This is a genomic window from Rhodococcus sp. BE178, assembly GCF_050433545.1.
Classification (GTDB): domain Bacteria; phylum Actinomycetota; class Actinomycetes; order Mycobacteriales; family Mycobacteriaceae; genus Prescottella.
Window position 1 is genome coordinate 122,625 of the sequence record NZ_JBNPXA010000003.1, and the last position, 17,780, is coordinate 140,404.

General features: G+C 68.4%; 19 protein-coding genes. 7 read left to right on the forward strand and 12 right to left on the reverse strand.

Annotated features, from left to right (window positions below):
• Positions 1 to 5 precede the first annotated feature (5 nt).
• Entirely contained in the window at positions 6 to 242 is a 237-nt protein-coding gene (locus J2X34_RS07500; protein ID WP_147283447.1) for a hypothetical protein, read from the reverse strand.
• Between the two features lie 127 nt (positions 243 to 369).
• Between J2X34_RS07500 and J2X34_RS07505 the strand changes: the two genes are divergently transcribed.
• Positions 370 to 849: a PH domain-containing protein gene (locus J2X34_RS07505; protein ID WP_429516772.1), complete on the forward strand. Its 480-nt coding sequence runs from the start codon at positions 370 to 372 to the stop codon at positions 847 to 849.
• The gene (locus J2X34_RS07510; protein WP_429516469.1) at positions 846 to 2,390 is read left to right on the forward strand and encodes a PH domain-containing protein; all 1,545 of its coding nucleotides are present in this window, start codon (positions 846 to 848) and stop codon (positions 2,388 to 2,390) included. Before J2X34_RS07505 ends, J2X34_RS07510 begins: the two co-directional genes overlap by 4 nt.
• Here the strand turns inward: J2X34_RS07510 and catC are convergent.
• From catC to catA, 3 genes are all read right to left on the reverse strand, one after another.
• Positions 2,387 to 2,668 carry a muconolactone Delta-isomerase gene (catC, locus tag J2X34_RS07515; RefSeq protein WP_114718425.1) on the reverse strand — a complete coding sequence of 94 codons (282 nt, stop codon included), beginning with the start codon at positions 2,666 to 2,668 and terminating at the stop codon, positions 2,387 to 2,389. The two genes, J2X34_RS07510 and catC, sit on opposite strands and share 4 nt — an antisense overlap.
• A gap of 38 nt (positions 2,669 to 2,706) precedes the next feature.
• The gene (locus J2X34_RS07520) at positions 2,707 to 3,834 is read right to left on the reverse strand and encodes a muconate/chloromuconate family cycloisomerase (RefSeq protein WP_429516470.1); all 1,128 of its coding nucleotides are present in this window, start codon (positions 3,832 to 3,834) and stop codon (positions 2,707 to 2,709) included.
• Between the two features lie 72 nt (positions 3,835 to 3,906).
• Positions 3,907 to 4,758, reverse strand: coding sequence for a catechol 1,2-dioxygenase (catA, locus tag J2X34_RS07525; RefSeq protein ID WP_429516471.1), 852 nt, complete (start codon positions 4,756 to 4,758; stop codon positions 3,907 to 3,909).
• Positions 4,759 to 4,962: 204 nt separating this feature from the next.
• Here catA and J2X34_RS07530 point away from each other — a divergent pair, with 204 nt between their 5' ends.
• Positions 4,963 to 5,733 carry an IclR family transcriptional regulator domain-containing protein gene (locus J2X34_RS07530; protein WP_429516472.1) on the forward strand — a complete coding sequence of 257 codons (771 nt, stop codon included), beginning with the start codon at positions 4,963 to 4,965 and terminating at the stop codon, positions 5,731 to 5,733.
• 15 nt (positions 5,734 to 5,748) lie between these two features.
• On the opposite strand, the gene J2X34_RS07535 is transcribed toward J2X34_RS07530, so the two are convergent.
• A complete protein-coding gene (locus tag J2X34_RS07535) occupies positions 5,749 to 6,675 on the reverse strand; it encodes an AraC family transcriptional regulator (RefSeq protein ID WP_114718571.1) in 927 nt (308 codons plus the stop codon).
• 202 nt (positions 6,676 to 6,877) lie between these two features.
• Between J2X34_RS07535 and J2X34_RS07540 the strand changes: the two genes are divergently transcribed.
• Complete coding sequence (locus J2X34_RS07540) at positions 6,878 to 7,441, forward strand: flavin reductase family protein (protein WP_114718421.1); 564 nt, start codon at positions 6,878 to 6,880, stop codon at positions 7,439 to 7,441.
• Positions 7,442 to 7,466: 25 nt separating this feature from the next.
• Positions 7,467 to 9,086, forward strand: a complete 1,620-nt coding sequence (locus J2X34_RS07545; RefSeq protein ID WP_114718420.1) for a 4-hydroxyphenylacetate 3-hydroxylase family protein — start codon at positions 7,467 to 7,469, stop codon at positions 9,084 to 9,086.
• 86 nt (positions 9,087 to 9,172) lie between these two features.
• On the opposite strand, the gene J2X34_RS07550 is transcribed toward J2X34_RS07545, so the two are convergent.
• From J2X34_RS07550 to typA, 5 genes are all read right to left on the reverse strand, one after another.
• Positions 9,173 to 9,586 (reverse strand): hypothetical protein, encoded by a 414-nt coding sequence (locus J2X34_RS07550; RefSeq protein ID WP_429516473.1) that lies wholly within the window; start codon positions 9,584 to 9,586, stop codon positions 9,173 to 9,175.
• Between the two features lie 50 nt (positions 9,587 to 9,636).
• Positions 9,637 to 9,825 (reverse strand): hypothetical protein, encoded by a 189-nt coding sequence (locus J2X34_RS07555; RefSeq protein WP_147283446.1) that lies wholly within the window; start codon positions 9,823 to 9,825, stop codon positions 9,637 to 9,639.
• Between the two features lie 324 nt (positions 9,826 to 10,149).
• On the reverse strand, positions 10,150 to 11,028 hold the full coding sequence (gene mshB, locus J2X34_RS07560; RefSeq protein ID WP_429516474.1) for an N-acetyl-1-D-myo-inositol-2-amino-2-deoxy-alpha-D-glucopyranoside deacetylase: 879 nt from the start codon (positions 11,026 to 11,028) through the stop codon (positions 10,150 to 10,152).
• Positions 11,029 to 11,047: 19 nt separating this feature from the next.
• Positions 11,048 to 12,886 (reverse strand): ABC transporter family substrate-binding protein, encoded by a 1,839-nt coding sequence (locus J2X34_RS07565; RefSeq protein ID WP_429516475.1) that lies wholly within the window; start codon positions 12,884 to 12,886, stop codon positions 11,048 to 11,050.
• Positions 12,887 to 12,978: 92 nt separating this feature from the next.
• Positions 12,979 to 14,874: a translational GTPase TypA gene (gene typA, locus J2X34_RS07570; RefSeq protein WP_114718417.1), complete on the reverse strand. Its 1,896-nt coding sequence runs from the start codon at positions 14,872 to 14,874 to the stop codon at positions 12,979 to 12,981.
• Positions 14,875 to 15,283: 409 nt separating this feature from the next.
• Between typA and J2X34_RS07575 the strand changes: the two genes are divergently transcribed.
• Positions 15,284 to 15,472 (forward strand): hypothetical protein, encoded by a 189-nt coding sequence (locus J2X34_RS07575; RefSeq protein WP_031940253.1) that lies wholly within the window; start codon positions 15,284 to 15,286, stop codon positions 15,470 to 15,472.
• A gap of 6 nt (positions 15,473 to 15,478) precedes the next feature.
• Here the strand turns inward: J2X34_RS07575 and J2X34_RS07580 are convergent, their stop codons facing one another.
• Positions 15,479 to 15,898: a (deoxy)nucleoside triphosphate pyrophosphohydrolase gene (locus J2X34_RS07580; protein WP_174909094.1), complete on the reverse strand. Its 420-nt coding sequence runs from the start codon at positions 15,896 to 15,898 to the stop codon at positions 15,479 to 15,481.
• A gap of 33 nt (positions 15,899 to 15,931) precedes the next feature.
• Here J2X34_RS07580 and J2X34_RS07585 point away from each other — a divergent pair, with 33 nt between their 5' ends.
• The gene (locus J2X34_RS07585; RefSeq protein ID WP_114718416.1) at positions 15,932 to 16,222 is read left to right on the forward strand and encodes a 4a-hydroxytetrahydrobiopterin dehydratase; all 291 of its coding nucleotides are present in this window, start codon (positions 15,932 to 15,934) and stop codon (positions 16,220 to 16,222) included.
• On the opposite strand, the gene J2X34_RS07590 is transcribed toward J2X34_RS07585, so the two are convergent.
• On the reverse strand, positions 16,164 to 17,435 hold the full coding sequence (locus tag J2X34_RS07590) for a mannosyltransferase (protein ID WP_114718415.1): 1,272 nt from the start codon (positions 17,433 to 17,435) through the stop codon (positions 16,164 to 16,166). The genes J2X34_RS07585 and J2X34_RS07590 overlap by 59 nt on opposite strands.
• Between the last annotated feature and the right edge of the window lie 345 nt (positions 17,436 to 17,780).

The following is a 17,780-nucleotide window of genomic DNA, read 5'->3' on the forward strand; positions in this document are numbered from 1 at the left end:
TCCGCTCAGCCGCGGGGATAGTCCTCGTCGACGGGGACGCTGCGGCGCTGCTCGGCCGCGTCCGCCTCGTTCACTTCCAGCGGCGGCTCGATCCGGTCCGAATCGTCGCGGTCGTCGTCGCCTTCGGCCGGGGTCATCTGCTCCACCAGATCGGCTTCGGGCACGTCCGTCGGGCGGACGACGTCCTCGGCCTCCTCGGAGCCCTCGGCGTCCCGGGCGTTGTCGGTTCCGGATCGTTGCATGACGACCACCTTCCGTCTCGGCAGACACTCGCGGCCACCTCCACCATAGGACGCGGGACGTCGACTCGGGCAGGATGAGATCGTGAGCTTCCCTCCCGACCCCGCACCGTTCGAGCGAACGGTGACGATGGCCGAACCGAAGTGGCGCCCCAGCGTCCGCGCCCCGCGACTGTGGGCGACGACGGCCACCCTGATCTGGCTGCCGGTGTTCGTCGCGCAGGTCGTGTGGGCGGTCGTCGACGGACGCTGGACCACGTGGCCGCACGTGCTGGTCTTCGCGCTCACTGTGGTCGTCGCGGTCGTCGACATCGTGGTCGTGCCGCGGTGGCGCTACCGCGTGCACCGCTGGGAGATCAGCGACGACGCCGTCTACACACGCACCGGTTGGTTCAACCAGGAGCGCCGGATCGCACCCATCACCCGCGTCCAGACCGTCGACACCGAACGCGGACCGCTGGACCGATTCTTCGGCCTCGCGACGGTCACCGTCACCACGGCGTCGTCGGCCGGCGCCGTGAAGATCACCGCACTCGACCTCGACGTCGCCGACCGCACCGTCGAACACCTCACCGAGATCGCCGCCCGCAACGCCGGGGATGCGACGTGAGCGTGCCCCTCGAACAGTCCGGTGACGCCGCCCTGGCCGCCGAGGAGGAACAGCCGTGGCTGCGCCTCGACAAGCGGATGCTGCTCGTCCACCCGGTCAACGAGGTCCTCAAACTGCTCCCCGTGATCGCGGTGTCGTGGATCGTCGGCAGCCGGAACGGCAACCACTACTGGGGGCTGGTCGCCGTCGCCGTCCTCGTCGTCTACGGCGTGCTCCGCTGGTTCACCACCACCTACCGCATCGGTCCGGTCCACGTGCAGCTGCGGCACGGCGTCTTCGAGAAGAAGGTCCTGTCGGTGCCGCGCACCCGCATCCGCTCCGTCGACGTCGAGGCCGGGGTGCTGCACCGGCTCCTCGGGCTGGCGGTGCTCCGGATCGGCACCGGCCGGCAGGCGCAGCGCGGCGAGAGCAGGTTCGAACTCAATGCGCTCGACGCCACCCTCGTCCCGGACCTGCGCGCGGCGCTGCTCGCCGGACACCGGGAGCTCCGGCCCGAGGCGGGCACCGATGCTGCCTCGGACACCGCACCGCCCGGGAGGCCGGGCGTCGAGATCGGGCACTGGTCGCCGTCATGGGTGCGGTACGCGCCGTTCTCGGTGACCGGGCTGATCGCGATCGGCGCGCTGGTCGGCATCGTGTTCCAGTACGGGCTGGCCGACCGGATCGCCCGCTCCCCCGCCCTCGCGGACGGATTCGATTCCGCCGAACAGGCCGGCGCACTGGGCCTCGCCGTACTCGGCCTGGCCGGGCTGGTGATCCTGTTTGTCGCCGCGAGCGTCCTCGCGTGCGGGCGCTATCTGGTGGTGTACGGCCGCATGAGCGTCACCGACAACGGCCGCACGCTGCACGTCAGTCACGGACTGTTGCGCACCCGGCAGACCACCCTGGACCGGGCCCGGCTCCGCGGCACGACGCTCAAGGAGCCGCTGCTGCTTCGCGTCGCCGGCGGGGCGTCCCTCGACGCGATCATGACCGGTGTCAGCGCCGAACACCGTGAGTCGTCACTGCTGCTGCCGCAGAGCCCGCGGGCGGACGCGACGCGGGTGATGGCGACCGTTCTCGGCGACGACCGGCAGGCGGACGTCGCGCTGCTCCCGCACGGACCGGCCGCGCATCGGCGCCGCTACACCCGCGCGCTGTGGCCGGCCGCCCTCGCCGCGCTGATCGCCGCCGGATTCGTCGTCGCGGGCCGTCACGTGCCGTGGCCCGCGTGGGCGGGCGTCGTCGTGCTCGCGCTGGCAGGCGCGGGACTCGCGTGGGACCGCTACCGCGGACTCGGGCACGCGGTGCTGCCCGGCTGGCTGATCACCCGCAGCGGATCGCTGGACCGCCGCCGCGACAGCATCGAGGCCGCCGGCATCATCGGCTGGACGGTGCGCCAGACGTTCTTCCAGCGCCGCGCCGGCGTCGCCACCGTGATCGCGGCGACACCCGCGGGCACCGGCAAGTACGTCGTCCACGACCTCCCGGTCGAGCAGGCGTGGGCGCTGGTCGACGCCGTCACGCCCGGTGCGGGCGGGATCTGGCGAAGGCCTTCCTAGCGGATCGAGCTGCCGTGCTTCGTCATCGGCGTGACCTCGATCGTCATGTAGGGGAACAGCGGCAAGCTCCACAGGAGCTCGTGGAGTTCGTCGGCCGAGTCCACGTCGAAGATGCTGATGTTGCTGTACTGCCCGACGATTCGCCAGAGATGCGCCCACTTGCCCTGACGCTGGAGATCCTGTGAATACGCCTTCTCCCGCGCGATCGTCTCGTCGCGCACCCCGGGATCCAGATCGCGGGGAATGTCGACGTCCATCCGGACGTGGAACAGTGCCATGAAGTTCTCCTCGTTCTCCGTGCTCTCCGTGCGTGTGATCAGTCGCGGGCGAGGTGCCTGACGACGTCCATGTCCAGTTCGACGCCGAGCCCGGGTCCCGAGGGCAGGTGGACCTGGCCGGCGGAGTAGTCGAGTGGTGTCTGCAGCAGTTCGACGGCGAACAGCTGAGGGCCGAACAGTTCGGTTCCGAAGTTGATACCCGGTTCGGCGCAGGCGAAGTGGATCGACGCGGCGGTGCCGATGGGCCCCTCGATGGACGTGGCGCCGTGGCAACGGATGCCGGCCGCCTTCGCGACCGCGACCACCTCCTTGCTGCGTTGCAGCCCACCGCATTTCGTTGTCTTGAGGGCGATGACGTCGGCGGCACCGGCGCGGGCGATCTCGAGGGCGTCGTGCGGCGTGTGCACCGATTCGTCGGCCATGACCGGTGCGGCGACGAGGTGGTTGAGCTCGGCGAGCACCTCGATCTGCTCGGCGGGGGTGGGTTGCTCGACGAGTTCGACGCCGCCGTCGACGAGTTCGGGCACGAAACGCAACGCGGTGAACCGATCCCATCGCGCGTTGACGTCGATGCTCACGCCCGCCTTGCCGCTGAGCGACTGTGCGATCGAGACCACCCGCTCCGTATCGACGGCCGGGTCCAGCGCACCCATCTTGAGCTTGAAGGAGAAGTTCAGGCGCGCCTCCATCCTGTGCGCGACCTCCTCGAGGATCTCCTCGACCGGAGCGGCTCCGAGAGCCCAGCGGACGTCGACGCCGGTCCGGAACGCGCCACCGAGCAGCGTGTGCACCCCCACGCCGAGGTGCCGGGCGTACGCGTCGTGCAGCGCGACGTCGACGGCAGCCTTCGCGAACCGGGCATTGGCGACGATCTTCTCGAGATCCACCATGATGCCGGTGATCTCGTCGACACCACGCCCGATGATGTACGGCGCGATGTAACGGTCGACAATCACCTTCATCGTCTCTACGGATTCACCACCCCACCAGGGCCCACCGGGCACCACGCCCTCACCGTGGCCGGTGACGCCGCCGGCGGTGGTGATCGCGACCAGCAGAATCGGCTGCTTCTCCGCGGTGGTGGTGGCGAACTTGTGCGGACGCACCAGTGGCACGTCGATGATGGTCGTCTCGACGGAGACGATTGCGAGATCAGGGTCGGGCATCGAACAGCTCTCAATCGGATCGGGAAGCACCGAATGCCGGCGCCCCCGTGGGACACCGGCATTCGCTTCGACTCAGGCCTGGGGGTCGAGGGCGAAGTTGTAGGTCACGTAGTTCTTGCCGTCGTCCCCGGCCTTCGGATCGAGGATCAGTTCCGGCTTGGTCGCGGTCGCGACGTCGTTCTCGAGCCACTGACCGCCCGCGAAGTACAGCTGGGTCGTGATGGTCTCCTTGCCGGGCGCCTTCACCATCAGGTGCAGGTGGGCCGGACGCCACGGGTGACCGCCGTAGGACTCGATGAACCAGCCCGTCGGTCCGTCGTGCGGGATCTGGTACGGCGCGGGCTGCAGCGTGGTGATCTCGTAACGGCCCTCGTCATCACAGACGATGGTGCCGCGCAGGTTCCACTCGGGCAGGTTCGGTGCGAACTGCGAGTAGAAGCCGTCCTCGTCGGCGTGCCAGAGTTCGACGGTGGCGCCGGCGAGACCGTTGCCCGCCAGATCCGTGACCTGGCCGGAGAACACCAACGGGGTTGCCTCGGCGTCCTTGTCGGTCATCGGCATCGTGCACCTGGACGGCAGCTGCGGCGCATCGGCGACGTAGTACGGGCCCTCGATGCTGCCCTTGGTGCCGGCGAGTCCGTTGCGGCTGTAGTTGACGTCCTCGATCTCGTGTTCGACGAACACGTCCAGCCACAGCGGCACCTCGCCGTACTCGCCGACGTCGATGATCCACTGCTTGACCACCCGGTACTCGTCGTAGGTGACACCGTGCTTGTGGATGATCTCCCCGAACGCCGCGAGCACGTCGCGGTAGATCGCGGCCGCCCGCTCCTTCGACGTGTCCGCCGACACGCGCTCGGACTTGAACTTGTCGGTGGCGGCATTACCCGATGCGTGCGCGGTCGCCGTTTCGGTGCTGGTCATGGGTCCTCCTCGTCGAGGCTCGAACAGTGACGGTCGAGAAAGTTGTGGCGGCGGTGAACGCGGGGCAGGCGCGTCCCCCACCGAAGTTGTACGCTGTGCGTACATGCACGTCGCAATGCGTACACACCATACTGTGCGTCGAGTCACAGCCGTTGTCAACACCCGACCTCGAAGTCACACCGAACCCGCAGCCAGGAGCATCAGATGCCGAACGAAGACCGGGATTTCATCCAGAGCATCGAACGGGGCTTCGCCGTCCTGCTCGCATTCGACGAGCAGGACCCCACCCCGTCGCTGGCCGAACTCGCCGCCAAGACCGACCTGTCCCGCCCGGCGGTACGCCGCATCCTGCTCACCCTGCAGAAGCTCGGCTATGTCGCCGCGAACGGGACCCGGTGGTCGCTCACTCCCCGCGTGCTCAGCATCGGCCAGCACTACTCCGCGTCCCACGCACTCGTCGAGTCCGCGATGCCGCGGCTCGTCCAACTGTCCGAGCGCACAGGCGAATCCGCCTCGCTGGGTGTACTCGACGGGGGCGACGTGGTGTACGCCGCCCGCGTGCCCGTGCGCCGGATCATGAGCATCAACGTCTCGGTCGGCACCCGCGTGCCTGCCTACGCGACGTCGATGGGGCGTGCACTGCTCGCCTGGGCGCCGGACGAGACCGTCGACCGGGTGATCGCCACAACCCGATTCGACAAGCTGGCGCCGGCAACCCTCGGAACGCCCGACGAATTGCGCGCAGAGCTGGCCAGGGTCCTCGACCAGGGCTACGCGCTGACCGCAGCCGAACTCGAGGAGGGCCTGATCTCGATCGCCGCCCCCGTGCGGGACGCGGCGGGAACCGTCGTCGCCGTCACCGCGTGCTCCACCTCCTCCGGACGACACACCCCCGAACAGTTCCGCGACGCGGCCGCACAGCACGTCGTCGCCGCCGCGGACGCGCTCAGCGCCGACCTCGGCCACCGCGGATGACCCGATACGAGAACATCAGGAACGCAACGTCTCCGAGGGCGCGTACCCGTACTTGCGTCGATAGGCCGCCGCAAACCGTCCGGTGTGGGTGATACCCCAGCGCAGGGCGACGTCGGTCACCGACGTGACCGACGGATCCCCGGTCACCAGGTCGTCGTGGATGCGTGAGAGCCGGACGTCTAGCAGGTAGTCCCGCGGGCACATGCCCAGGTACTCCCGGAATCCCTCCTGCAACCGGCGCACACTCACACCCGCGGCCTCGGCCATGTCGCTCGCAGTCCAGGCGAGGGACGGGTCGTCGTCGATCCGGTCGAGGACCCGCTTGACGATCCGCGGCCGCGGGGCCGCGGCCGCGTCGTCGGGCATCGCCGCCAGTACGAACGCGCCCGTGATGGCCCCCGACAACTGCTCCGCGACGACCGGGGTCTGCCACAGCCCCTCGCCGCCCCGGGCCTGCTGGACGATCGAGCGCAACAACGCCATCCAGGTCTGCCCGGCCTCCGTCGACAGGTCCACCTGATCGGGCAGTCGGCGGTCGGGACGGCCGAGGACACGCCCCAGCTCGCGGTGCAGGTAGTCCCGGTCCACCTTGACACCGACGATCTCGCAGTCGGCGGTCCACCGGGTGATCACGGCCGGGGTGTCCGGCCGGAACACGGACGCCTTCCCGACACCCGATATCACGTCACCGCCGGCGGTCACGGATTCGATCCGACCCGACAGCGGGATGTTCACCGCATACCCGCCGGGATGCTCCGTGTCGACGGAAACCTCGGCTCCCCAACCGATCCGCGCCAGACGGAGCGGCCCGATCTGCATCGCCCGCACGTTCAGATGCGGCTCCGATCCGGCCGACAGCGGCATCAGGTCGTGCGGGAAGTACGCATTCGAGACCACGTTCTCCGCCTCGTCCCAATCCCCCGGATCGGCGGCCACGTTCATCGCCATACCCTCGCACCCTTCCCATCCCGTCCAGTTCGGGACTTCGGCCCCAGTGTGATCGGGAACACCTCCTCTGGCAATAACGGGTGGTCGAACCCGTCGCGCAATCCGGATAGTGAGGCCGCTCAGCGGATCGCCTACCGCGATCCGATCGACCTATGGTCTCCGTCACAGCCAACGACCACCAGCAAGGAGCCCCGACATGGATTCGCGTCGACTGCGAAACATATTCGGACAGTTCGCAAGTGGGGTCACCGTCATCACTTGCACCCGGCAGGACGGTACGCCCCACGGCGCAACGGTGACGGCCTTCACCGCAGTCTCGATCGAACCGCGATTGTGCCAGGTAACCCTGACCCGCACGTCCAAAGCCTGCGCGTTCCTGTCCGGCGCACCGTTCGCGGTCAACATCCTCGCCGCGGACCAGACCGACGTCGCGCTTCACTTCGCCGGTCGCCCGCAGTCCCCCGAACCGGTGTGGGCCCAGGGGCCCACCGCGCCCGTGCTGGCCGGCAGCGCCGCCACCCTGTCGTGCGTTCCGTGGCGCGAGTACGACGGCGGCGACCACGTGATCTTCATCGGCGAGATCGTCGATGCCCAGTTCCGTGACACCGATCCGTTGCTCTTCTACCGCAGCACATTCCACGATCTCGGAGCACCGAGCGGGAGTGCCGCCTGGAACGGATCGATGGACGATCCGCACCGCGGATGGTTCGACTCCGAGACCACTTTCACACCCCTGCACCTGTCCGGTGCAACCAATTGACCCCATCCCCGATGCAGGAGAAACGATGACCACCACCGAGCCCCGCCCCACCGACACGGACGTCGACCGTTCGCAGGTCAATGTCGCGGCCGACTCCGACGCGAACCGGACCACGAACTTCGCATCCCGCCCCATGACTGGCGACGAGTACATCGAGTCGATCAAGGACGGCCGCGAAATCTACCTGCACGGCGAGAAGGTCAAGGAGTTCTGGAACCACCCGGCCTTCCGCAACTCGATCCGGATGACGGCACGCCTGTACGACGCGCTGCACACCGGTGAGCACGTCGACACGCTCACCTGCCCCACCGACACCGGCAACGGCGGCATCACCATGCCGTTCTTCAAGACCCCCACCAGTTCCGACGATCTGCTCCGCGAACGCGACGCGATCGCCACCTGGGCCCGCATGACCTACGGCTGGATGGGCCGCTCCCCCGACTACAAGGCCAGCTTCCTCGGCACTCTCAACGCCAACAGCGAGCTCTACGCGCCGTTCCAGGACAACGCCAAGCGCTGGTACCGCGAGTCGCAGGAGAAGGTCCTGTACTGGAACCACGCGATCATCAACCCGCCGGTCGACCGTCAGCTGCCTCCGGACCAGGTCGGTGACGTGTTCATGAAGGTCGAGAAGGAGACCGACGCCGGTCTGATCGTCTCCGGCGCGAAGGTCGTCGCCACCGGATCGGCGATCACCAACTACAACTTCATCGCGCACTACGGGCTGCCGATCAAGAAGAAGGAATACGCGCTGATCTGCACGGTGCCGATGGACGCGCCGGGTATCAAACTGATCTCGCGCGCGTCGTACTCGCAGAACGCCGCCGTCGTCGGCTCCCCGTTCGACTACCCGCTCTCGTCCCGGATGGACGAGAACGACGCCATCTTCATCTTCGACAAGGTGCTGGTGCCCTGGGAGAACGTCTTCATGTACGGCGACGTGGAGAAGATCAACGCCTTCTTCCCCCAGTCCGGCTTCCTGCCGCGGTTCACCTTCCAGGGTTGCACCCGGCTGGCGGTCAAGCTCGACTTCATCGCCGGACTGCTGATGAAGGCCCTCGACGCCACCGGCGCCGGCGGCTTCCGCGGCGTCCAGACCCGCGTCGGTGAGGTGATCGGCTGGCGCAACCTGTTCTGGTCGCTGAGCGAATCGATGGCGCGTGACCCGGAACAGTGGATCGGCGACACCGTCATCCCGAAGCTCGAGTACGGGCTCACCTACCGGATGTTCATGATCCAGGGTTACCCGCGGATCAAGGAGATCATCGAACAGGACGTCGCCTCCGGCCTGATCTATCTGCCGTCGTCGGCGGCGGACTTCAAGAACCCCGACGTCCGTCCGTACCTCGACAAGTACGTCCGCGGCAGCGACGGGATCACGGCCGTCGACCGGGTCAAGGTCATGAAGGCACTGTGGGACTCGATCGGATCCGAATTCGGCGGACGGCACGAACTCTACGAGCGCAACTACTCCGGCAACCACGAGAACGTCAAGGCCGAACTGCTGTTCGCGGCGGAGAATCGCGGAGGCGTTTCCGCGATGAAGGGTCTGGCCGAGCAGTTCATGAGCGAGTACGACCTGGACGGCTGGACCGTTCCGGATCTGATCGGGAACGACGACGTGACCGCGTTCTACAAGAAATAGCCGCGCTCGGGGTCGTGCACGGGCAGGAATTCCCACCCGCGCACGGCCTCACCGAGCGGCCGTGCCCGCCGACGGTCCGGACGGCATCAGCCCTGCTGGGCCCGGGCCACGATCGAGTCGAGCTGGACGCGGAACAGGTAGACCCCGGCCGGCAGCACCGCCGCGACGAACAGCAGCAGCGTGCGCCAGTCCTCGAACACCAGCACGTCGCCGCCCGGTCCGCCGATCACGCACAGGCCGAACCCGAACAGCCAGCCGAAGATCGGCAGCGCGGCGAGGACCGGCCGCTCCGTGAACTTGCGCGCACCGAGCACCAGCAGCAGGTTGACCACGGCCGCGACGAGGATGCTCACCGGGAACGGTGTCGTCCCGAGGTAGGCGGGCAGGAACAGCACCGAGAGCACCGCGCACAGGAACCCGTCGAACGTGAGCAACGCCAGTGTCGTGCGGGCTTCGGCGGTGGACACGGGCGGCTCGACGGGGTGGCTCTCGACGGTCATGTCACCGATCGTGGTCTATTCGCGAGGGCGCCGCCACGGCGGGGTCCGGGTCACGGGACCGGCGGGTAGCCGAGCATCGTGAGCAGCTCGCTCTGCTGATGCACGAACGCGTGCAACGACCCGATGTAGAGGTCGTGGAAGTACGGGGCCATCGGCCGCAGACTGTCCACGAACGCCGTGATCGCATTCTGGAGTTCCCAGTTGTACATCCGCCGCACCCTCCCGTTCGACAGCTGCATGCGCCGACGAACGGACCCCCACGAACGTGGCGTAGATCACAGCATACGGCGAGTGGGGCGGCGACGAGCCCGGGTAGGTTCACCAGGTCCGACCGCTCGACGGTCACGGAGATCCCGTGGCGTGGCGTATCCGGTGCCGGGCGTCGCAGCACGTTCGCGACACCACCGACCGAGCGATGGGGTCCCGACTGCGGGAGGGACAGCCCTACCGCACTTCTACCGCAGCGGTATTCCCGTCGAAGTTCGAGGAGAACTGGCGTGACGGCACCGTCGGGGCCTGGATGCGCCGATACCGTCCGGACATCCCACTCGGCTGGACCGCCCTCAGGACCCGAGTCCGGCGCACAGGTCCGTCTCACGCCCACGCTCGTCGACGGGACCGGACTGTCCACGGACCAGCACGAAGTGTTCCTCGGACAGGACCGGTTGCGCGACATCGTTCGACAACGCGAACTCCGTGCCGGACGGCGCCACCGTCACCTGGGTGCGGTGCGCGCGGAGACCCGCGAGCTTCGCCGCCATCACCGGCGCGACGTCCACCACCGCGGTGACCGTCGAGTCCGGCACGCGTGGCAGCTCGCCCGGCTCGGGCAACCGCCAGCCCTCGGGCACGGCATCGATCGCGGCGATCCCCGCTTCGAGCGCGGACTCCTCGGTCACCGTCCAGTAGAACTTCGCGACCTCCCACGGCCCGCCCGCCTCGGGGAAGGCGTCGGTGCCCGCGGCCTCCACCGCGGCGGTCGTGAGGTGATGCGCCCGAACGTGATCCGGATGCCCGTACCCGCCGACCGGGTCGTACGTGACCACGACCTGCGGACGCAGTTCGCGGATGACCGCGACCAGTTCCCTGACCGCCTCGTCCTGATCGGCGTTGACGAATGCGCGCGGGTTCGCCGCCGACGGCGTCCCGGCCATGCCCGAATCGCGCCACCGCCCGGCGCCGCCGAGGAATCGCGGCTCGGAGGCGCCGAGGGCCTCGAGTGCGCGGGTCAGTTCCAGGATCCGGAAGCCCCCCAGCTGATCGGCGCGGTCGGCCACCAGACCGGCCCACCGGTCACCGATGACCTCCCCCTCCTCGCCGAGGGTGCACGTCAGCACCGTCACCTCGGCCCCGTCCGCCGCGTAGCGCGCGATGGTGCCGCCCGTGGTCAGGGTCTCGTCATCGGGATGCGCATGGACGAACAGGATGCGCCGACCGTTCACAACCACTCGTTTCTCTCGCTCACTTCGTCCGCGTCCACGCTCCGGCATCCGCGAAGATGCCGACCTGGACCGGACCGCCCATCACGACGCCCTGCACGCCGGGGCCCACCGCGACCACCGTGTTGTCCTGGAGCACCGGCAGTACCGCCGCCAGATCCCACAGCTTGGGCTCGGCGTCCGCGATCACCCGCGCCACGTCACCCTGGCCGCGCAGCGCCTCGTCGATCGCCGGCTGCAGCGCCGGTTCGCACAGGCCCGAGAGATTGCTCGGCGACCGCAACTCGCGGGCCGACGTGGAACCCGGTTCCGGTGTCGCGGAGGCGGCCTCGGAAGCCGTCAACGGCAGGCATCCGAAACGGGAGGCGAGGGAGGTCGCCGGATCCGATCCGGCGCGTTCCCAGCCGACGACCGCATCGACCCGGCCCGACGCCAGCGCCTCCCCGTACAGCTCCTCGGCGGGCAGCGACAGGACCGACGCGGCGATACCGGCCCCGCGCCACTGGTCGGCCACCGTGTTCGCGACCGCGACCGCGGTGTCGTCGTTCTCGGGGGCGCCCAGCACCAGCGTCAACTGTTCGCCGTCGTGCACCATCCGGCCCTCCGTCAGGGTCTCGGGGGCAGCGCCCTCGGTGGTGGTGGGAAGCAACTGGTGGCCGGCGGCGGCCAGCAGCCCGAACGCCTGCTCACGCGTCGGCGGTGGCGGTGCGGTGGGCGCGTAACCCGGGTCGGACGGAGCCAGAATCTGTGCTCGCGCCGGCACCGCCGCCGACTCGCTGCCGGCACCGACCGTCGCGAGCAGATTCGGGTCCAGCAGGCCCAGGAGCCCCCTGCGGACCTGCCGGTCGGCCAGGGCGGGGACCCGTCCGTTGAGCGTCACCGACAGCACGCGGGGCTGGAGCTCGGTGCCGGTCTGCACGTCCGGGATCACCGACAGCTGGGCAAGCGTCGCGGCACCGCTGTGGACGCGGGCCACCTGCGCATCGCCGGACCGCATCGAGTCGGCGAGCTGCGCGGGCGAGCCGCCACGCCGCATGAGGATCTGGTCCGGTTTGGCGGGGGTGTCCCAGAACCGGTCGTTGCGTTCGAGCTGGATCTCGTCCCGACCTCGATCGACGGACTTGATGTGGAACCGGCCACCCGACACGGGGATGTTGTCCGCCAGACCGCGCGCGAATCCGCCCGGCGAATCCTTCACGAGGTGCGAGGGCAGCAGATCGGTGAACAACTCCCGCCACGCGGGGTACGGCGCGGACATCTTGACCGTCACCGTCTTCCCGCCACCGGACGACGCGATGTCCTCGATCAACCCGTATCCCGCGGGATCGACGACACCGGGCTGGCTGATCATCTGCTGCCACAGGTAGCGGAAGTCCTCGGCGGCGATCGGGGCGCCGTCGGACCACTGGGCCTCGTTGCGCAGCTGGTAGGTGATCGTGGTCGGCACCGCGGGAGCCACGTCGGGCGTCTCGGGGGCCGTGTCGGTAGTTGCAGGGGTCTCGGGTGTCGCTGTGGCCGAGACCAGCACCGACGGGTCCGGAATCCACGTGGTGACGCCCGGCCGCGCCGGATCGACCACGGGGCGGAACGGACTCGGCAACACCAGGGCGCTCACCGCGGAGTTCGCGGGCGACTGGTCGGCGAGCAGATGCGGGTTGAACCCGATACCGACGTCGTCGATCGCGACGACGACGGTGTTCTTCGTCGGGACGGCCGTCGTCGGTTTGGGGCTGTCGGTGCTCTCCACCGGCGGTGGCGGATTGGCGGTGCACGCGGCCACCGTCAACACCGACACCGCGGCGGCTGCCCCCAGCAACCGCCGACCGAACTCACGGGAGAACCCGTGCCAGACCTGCGCCACTATCGGTCCTCCCGTCCGCGAGCGGCTCCCCCGCCCGTGCGCGTTGCGCGAGTGTTCAGACTCGCACAACGCGCACGGAACGCGTCACACACTTACAGTGCGGCCTTGTCACGCGACTTCGCACGCGAACGCTCGCGCGCGCGGTCGGTCTGCGACAGGTGCAGCTTGCGCACGCGAACCACCTCGGGGGTGACCTCGACGCACTCGTCGCCGGCGCAGAACTCCATCGCGGCTTCGAGCGTCAGCTCGATCGGCTTCGCGAGGGTCTCCGTGGCGTCGGCGGTCGCCGAGCGCATGTTGGTGAGCTTCTTCTCCTTGGTGACGTTGATGTCGAGGTCCTCGGCGCGCGGGTTGATGCCCACGACCATGCCCTCGTAGGTGTCGGCGCCCGGGTCGACGAAGAACGTGCCGCGGTCGGACAGCTGGATCATCGCGAACGGGGTCACCGAGCCGGTCCGGTCGGAGACCAGCGAGCCGGTGTGGCGGGCGCGGATCTCGCCGGCCCACGGGCCGTAGCCGTGCGAGACGGCGTTGGCGATGCCGGTGCCGCGGGTCTCGGTGAGGAAGTCGGTACGGAAACCGATCAGGCCACGCGACGGGACGATGAACTCCATCCGAACCCAGCCGGTGCCGTGGTTGGTCATCTGGACCATCTTGCCCTTGCGGTTGGCCAGCAGCTGCGTGATCGCGCCGAGGTGCTCCTCGGGGGTGTCGATCGTCAGCTCCTCGAACGGCTCGTGCAGCTTGCCGTCGACCTGCTTGGTGACCACCTGCGGCTTGCCGACCGTGAGCTCGAAGCCCTCGCGACGCATCTGCTCGACGAGGATGGCCAGCGCCAGCTCACCACGACCCTGCACCTCCCACGCGTCGGGGCGGCCGATGTCGAGGACGCGCAGCGACACGTTGCCGACCAGCTCGGAATCGAGCCGGGTCTTGACCATGCGAGCGGTCAGCTTGTGGCCCTTGACGCGGCCGACGAGCGGCGACGTGTTGGTGCCGATGACGACGGAGATCGCGGGCTCGTCGACGGAGATCGTCGGCAGCGCGACCGGGTTCTCGATGTCGGCGAGGGTGTCGCCGATCATGATCTCGGGGATGCCCGCGACGGCGACGATGTCGCCGGCGACGGCGACCTCGCCGGGCTCACGGCTGACGCCCACCGTCTTCAGCAGCTCGGTGATCTTGACGTTCTTGACGCCGTCGGCGTGCATCCACGCGACGTTCTGGCCCTTGCGCAGCTCGCCGTTGTGGATACGCACCAGCGCGAGGCGGCCGAGGAAGTCGGAGGCGTCGAGGTTGGTGACGTGTGCCTGCAGCGGGGCAGCGGAATCGCCCTTGGGGGCCGGCACGTGCTCCATGAGGACGTCGAACAGGACATCGAGGTTCTCGGTGTCGGGAGCGTGACCGTCCTCGGGACGGTTCATCGAGGCCTTGCCCTCACGCCCGGAGGCGTACAGGACCGGCAGGTCGAGGAGCGCTTCGGCGGCCGAGGCAGCCTCGTCGTCCAGATCGGAAGCCAGGTCGAGGAGCAGATCCTGCGCCTCGGTGACGACCTCCTCGATACGGGCGTCGGGACGGTCCGTCTTGTTCACGACGATGATGACCGGCAGCGACGCGGAGAGCGCCTTGCGCAGCACGAAGCGGGTCTGCGGCAGCGGACCCTCGGACGCGTCGACGAGCAGGACGACACCGTCGACCATGGACAGGCCGCGCTCGACCTCGCCACCGAAGTCGGCGTGGCCGGGGGTGTCGATGACGTTGATGACGGTGACCGAGCCGTCGGCGTTGTGACGGTGGACAGCGGTGTTCTTCGCGAGGATGGTGATGCCCTTCTCGCGTTCGAGGTCACCGGAGTCCATGACGCGGTCGACCAGCTCGGCGCGCTCGGCGAAGGCGCCGGACTGGCGCAGCATGGCGTCGACGAGGGTGGTCTTGCCATGGTCGACGTGCGCGACGATGGCGACGTTACGGAAATTGGTGGTGCTCACGCGGGGCGTTCTCCTGGCTGCTGACGGGGCCACACGAATTTGATGTCGCACGGCTTCTGGCTGCCGCTACGCGCATGCGTGATTCCCATTCGCGACCCCGCGTCACTGAAGGTTCACGATGTTCGCGTCAGCGCCGGGATTGCGGCCAGCGAATACCCTACCCGCCCGCAGCGCGAAACCTCGCATCGTGACCCCCGATCGATACCTCTGACCAGGCAATAGTGATCTGCACCACTGGCCAGTCACGGCGTCTGCGCAAACCATCCCGACGACCCTCCGGTGCCGGCCCCGGTGGGGCATCGACAGCCCCCGGACCACCTTGCCGGATCAACGGATGAGGGTACGCTCACTCGCGTGCGGACAGATCCGATCCTGGGCACCGCACTCGGGAGGAAGGCTGGGCTCGGCAATGGGCAAAGGCAAGGGAAAGGTCAAGGCCAGCAAGGTCTCCGGCCTCAAGCCCAAGAAGAAGTGCTGCCGTAAGAAGACGCGCTGCCTCAAGTGCCCCGTCGTCATCATGCGCATGAAGAAACTCGAGAACGAGGGCGCGACCAAGAAGGAACTCAAGAAGGGCCTCAAGAAGGCCCGCGCGGCCTGAGACCGGTCAGTCGGCGTCGAGCAGTGCGGTCAGGTCCGGCAGCCATGCGCGGTCGTTGGCGACCAGTGCGATCTCGCGCAGATCCGTCGCGTCCACCCAGCGCAGCGCGGAGTGGTCGAGTGCCTGCGGGACGCCACTGATCAGCTCGGCGCGATATGCGCGCAGCACCAGTCCGTCGCGCAGCGGCACGTCGACGCCGATCCGCTCGCCCGCGGTCACCTCGACGCCCAGTTCCTCCCGCAGTTCGCGACGCACCGCGTCGGCGGGGGTCTCGCCCGGTTCGATCTTTCCGCCGGGCAATTCCCACAGCCCCGCCAGCTCCGGCGGGCGGGTGCGCTGCGCGAGCAGTAGGCGGCCGTCGCGGATCACGGCCGCGGCCACCACTTCCCCGACCTCCCCGACCTCACGTTCAGGTGCGCCGGTCATTGCGGTCCCCTCCCCATCGCACCATCATGAGGTATGGCCGAGTTGCTGTCCGATACCGAGATCGACTCCGCACTGACGAACCTGCCGACCTGGCGACGCGACGGCGACACCTTGGTCCGCACCGTCGAATCCGCCAGCTTTCCCGCCGCGATCACGCTGGTGGATCGGGTTGCGGAGGCCGCGGAGTCGATGAACCACCATCCCGACATCGACATCCGCTGGCGGAAAGTGACGTATTCCCTCGCCACGCATTCCGCCGGCGGGATCACTGCGCTGGATCTGGAGCTGGCACGGCGGATCGACGATCTGGCCGCGTCTGCGTAGCGCGCACGCGTCGGCCGGCATAGGCGACCCACGCGAACACGACGAGCGCGCCGGCGACGTTGACGGTGCCCGCCCACGCGAGCGCGCCGGGCCGTGAGATCGCGTCGTCCTCGACCTGCTTGAGGACCCACGGCACACCGATCACGGTCACGATCAGCCACAGCGACGCGACGACGCGGGTGCCGACCATCCGCGCATACGGACCGTGGACGAGCCAGATGAGCATCGGCAACACCCACACCCAGTGGTGGACCCACGAGATCGGGGAGATCAGCAGTCCGAAGAGTTGCACCAGGACCAGCGTGCCGAGCCTGTCGTCGCGGGCCAGGGCGCGCCACGCCAGGAAGGCGAGCAGGGCCGACAGCGCGACCGCGATCAGCCACACGGGACCCGACTCGACGTCGTGGCCGACGATCCTGCTGAGGGCGCCGCGCAGCGACTGGTTCCACGCCGACCCGACGGGTCCGATCCGGTCGGCGTCACCGAACTTCGACGTGAAGTAGTCACGAGCCTGTGCACTGATCACGAGGTAGCTCAGCCCGATGGTTCCGAAGAACGCGATCGCCGAGAACACCGCGGCGCGCCAGCGGCGCTGAGCGACGAAGTACAGGCCGGTGACGGCGGGGGTCAGCTTGATGCCGGCGAGGATCCCGACGATGCCACCGGACACCCACCAGCGGGTGCTGCGGACGGCCAGCATCGCACCGAGGACGAGGAACACATTGACCTGGCCGTAGTCGAGCGTCGTGCGCACCGGTTCGGTCCACACCCCGATCGCGGTCCACAGCATCGCCAGGTACTTCCAGTGCCGGTCCCCGACGGCGGCCGATCCGACCAGCAGCTCGAGGCTGATTCGGATCACCCAGTACAGGGCGAGGACGGTGCACAGCTGCCAACAGAATCCGACGACCGAGAACGGCAGGTAGTGCAGCGGCAGGAACACGAGCGCCGCGAACGGCGGATATGTGAAGGGCAGCGGGAACTCGGGTGTCTCTTCCGAATACGTGAATCCGTACAGGTCACCGCTCAGGAGCGCTGCGGAGCCGTCGACGTACACGTGCAGGTCGACGAGATTGAGACCGTTGGGCGTCAGGACCATCCACAGCAGCCTGGCCAGCACCGACAGTGCGAGCAGCGCGGGCGCCCAGCCGACGAGTGTGCGATACGCCGCGTGCGCGCGTGGCCGCCGCCCGGCACGTGCAAGCTGAGACACTGGCTGGTGCTCTCCCGTGATCGTGTGCTGGCAGTAAGCACCCAGTGTGACGCAGCGGGGGAACGACCAGGTGTCGCGTCAGCCTAACCCGACGCCGATGGGCACAGAAAATACCTTGCTCATCAGTAACAGTTGCATCAAGGTTCACATTTTCCCCATAAGTCACGCGATATGGTCACCAAGCGATGGCAGTCACGTCACAGCTTGCATAGACTCCTCGGGACGCAGGTCACGAATGGGTCGTACAGAAGAGTCTGTACACATCGGGGGTCGATCCATAGAGTGACCCGCGACCGTGATGGGCCGTGGCGCCCGCTCGGCAGACCGACGCTGCTCCGCACGCGT

Excerpts from the sequence above, each read along its gene's own strand:
- J2X34_RS07580 (WP_174909094.1), bottom strand. The coding sequence starts at position 15,898 with ATGACCGGCGCACCTGAACGTGAGGTCGGGGAGGTCGGGGAAGTGGTG.
- catA (WP_429516471.1), bottom strand. The coding sequence starts at position 4,758 with ATGACCAGCACCGAAACGGCGACCGCGCACGCATCGGGTAATGCCGCC.
- J2X34_RS07575 (WP_031940253.1), top strand. The coding sequence starts at position 15,284 with ATGGGCAAAGGCAAGGGAAAGGTCAAGGCCAGCAAGGTCTCCGGCCTC.
- J2X34_RS07500 (WP_147283447.1), bottom strand. The coding sequence starts at position 242 with ATGCAACGATCCGGAACCGACAACGCCCGGGACGCCGAGGGCTCCGAG.
- J2X34_RS07535 (WP_114718571.1), bottom strand. The coding sequence starts at position 6,675 with ATGAACGTGGCCGCCGATCCGGGGGATTGGGACGAGGCGGAGAACGTG.
- J2X34_RS07555 (WP_147283446.1), bottom strand. The coding sequence starts at position 9,825 with ATGCAGCTGTCGAACGGGAGGGTGCGGCGGATGTACAACTGGGAACTC.
- J2X34_RS07520 (WP_429516470.1), bottom strand. The coding sequence starts at position 3,834 with ATGCCCGACCCTGATCTCGCAATCGTCTCCGTCGAGACGACCATCATC.
- J2X34_RS07530 (WP_429516472.1), top strand. The coding sequence starts at position 4,963 with ATGCCGAACGAAGACCGGGATTTCATCCAGAGCATCGAACGGGGCTTC.
- J2X34_RS07540 (WP_114718421.1), top strand. The coding sequence starts at position 6,878 with ATGGATTCGCGTCGACTGCGAAACATATTCGGACAGTTCGCAAGTGGG.
- J2X34_RS07585 (WP_114718416.1), top strand. The coding sequence starts at position 15,932 with ATGGCCGAGTTGCTGTCCGATACCGAGATCGACTCCGCACTGACGAAC.
- J2X34_RS07550 (WP_429516473.1), bottom strand. The coding sequence starts at position 9,586 with ATGACCGTCGAGAGCCACCCCGTCGAGCCGCCCGTGTCCACCGCCGAA.
- J2X34_RS07545 (WP_114718420.1), top strand. The coding sequence starts at position 7,467 with ATGACCACCACCGAGCCCCGCCCCACCGACACGGACGTCGACCGTTCG.
- catC (WP_114718425.1), bottom strand. The coding sequence starts at position 2,668 with ATGGCACTGTTCCACGTCCGGATGGACGTCGACATTCCCCGCGATCTG.
- J2X34_RS07505 (WP_429516772.1), top strand. The coding sequence starts at position 370 with ATGGCCGAACCGAAGTGGCGCCCCAGCGTCCGCGCCCCGCGACTGTGG.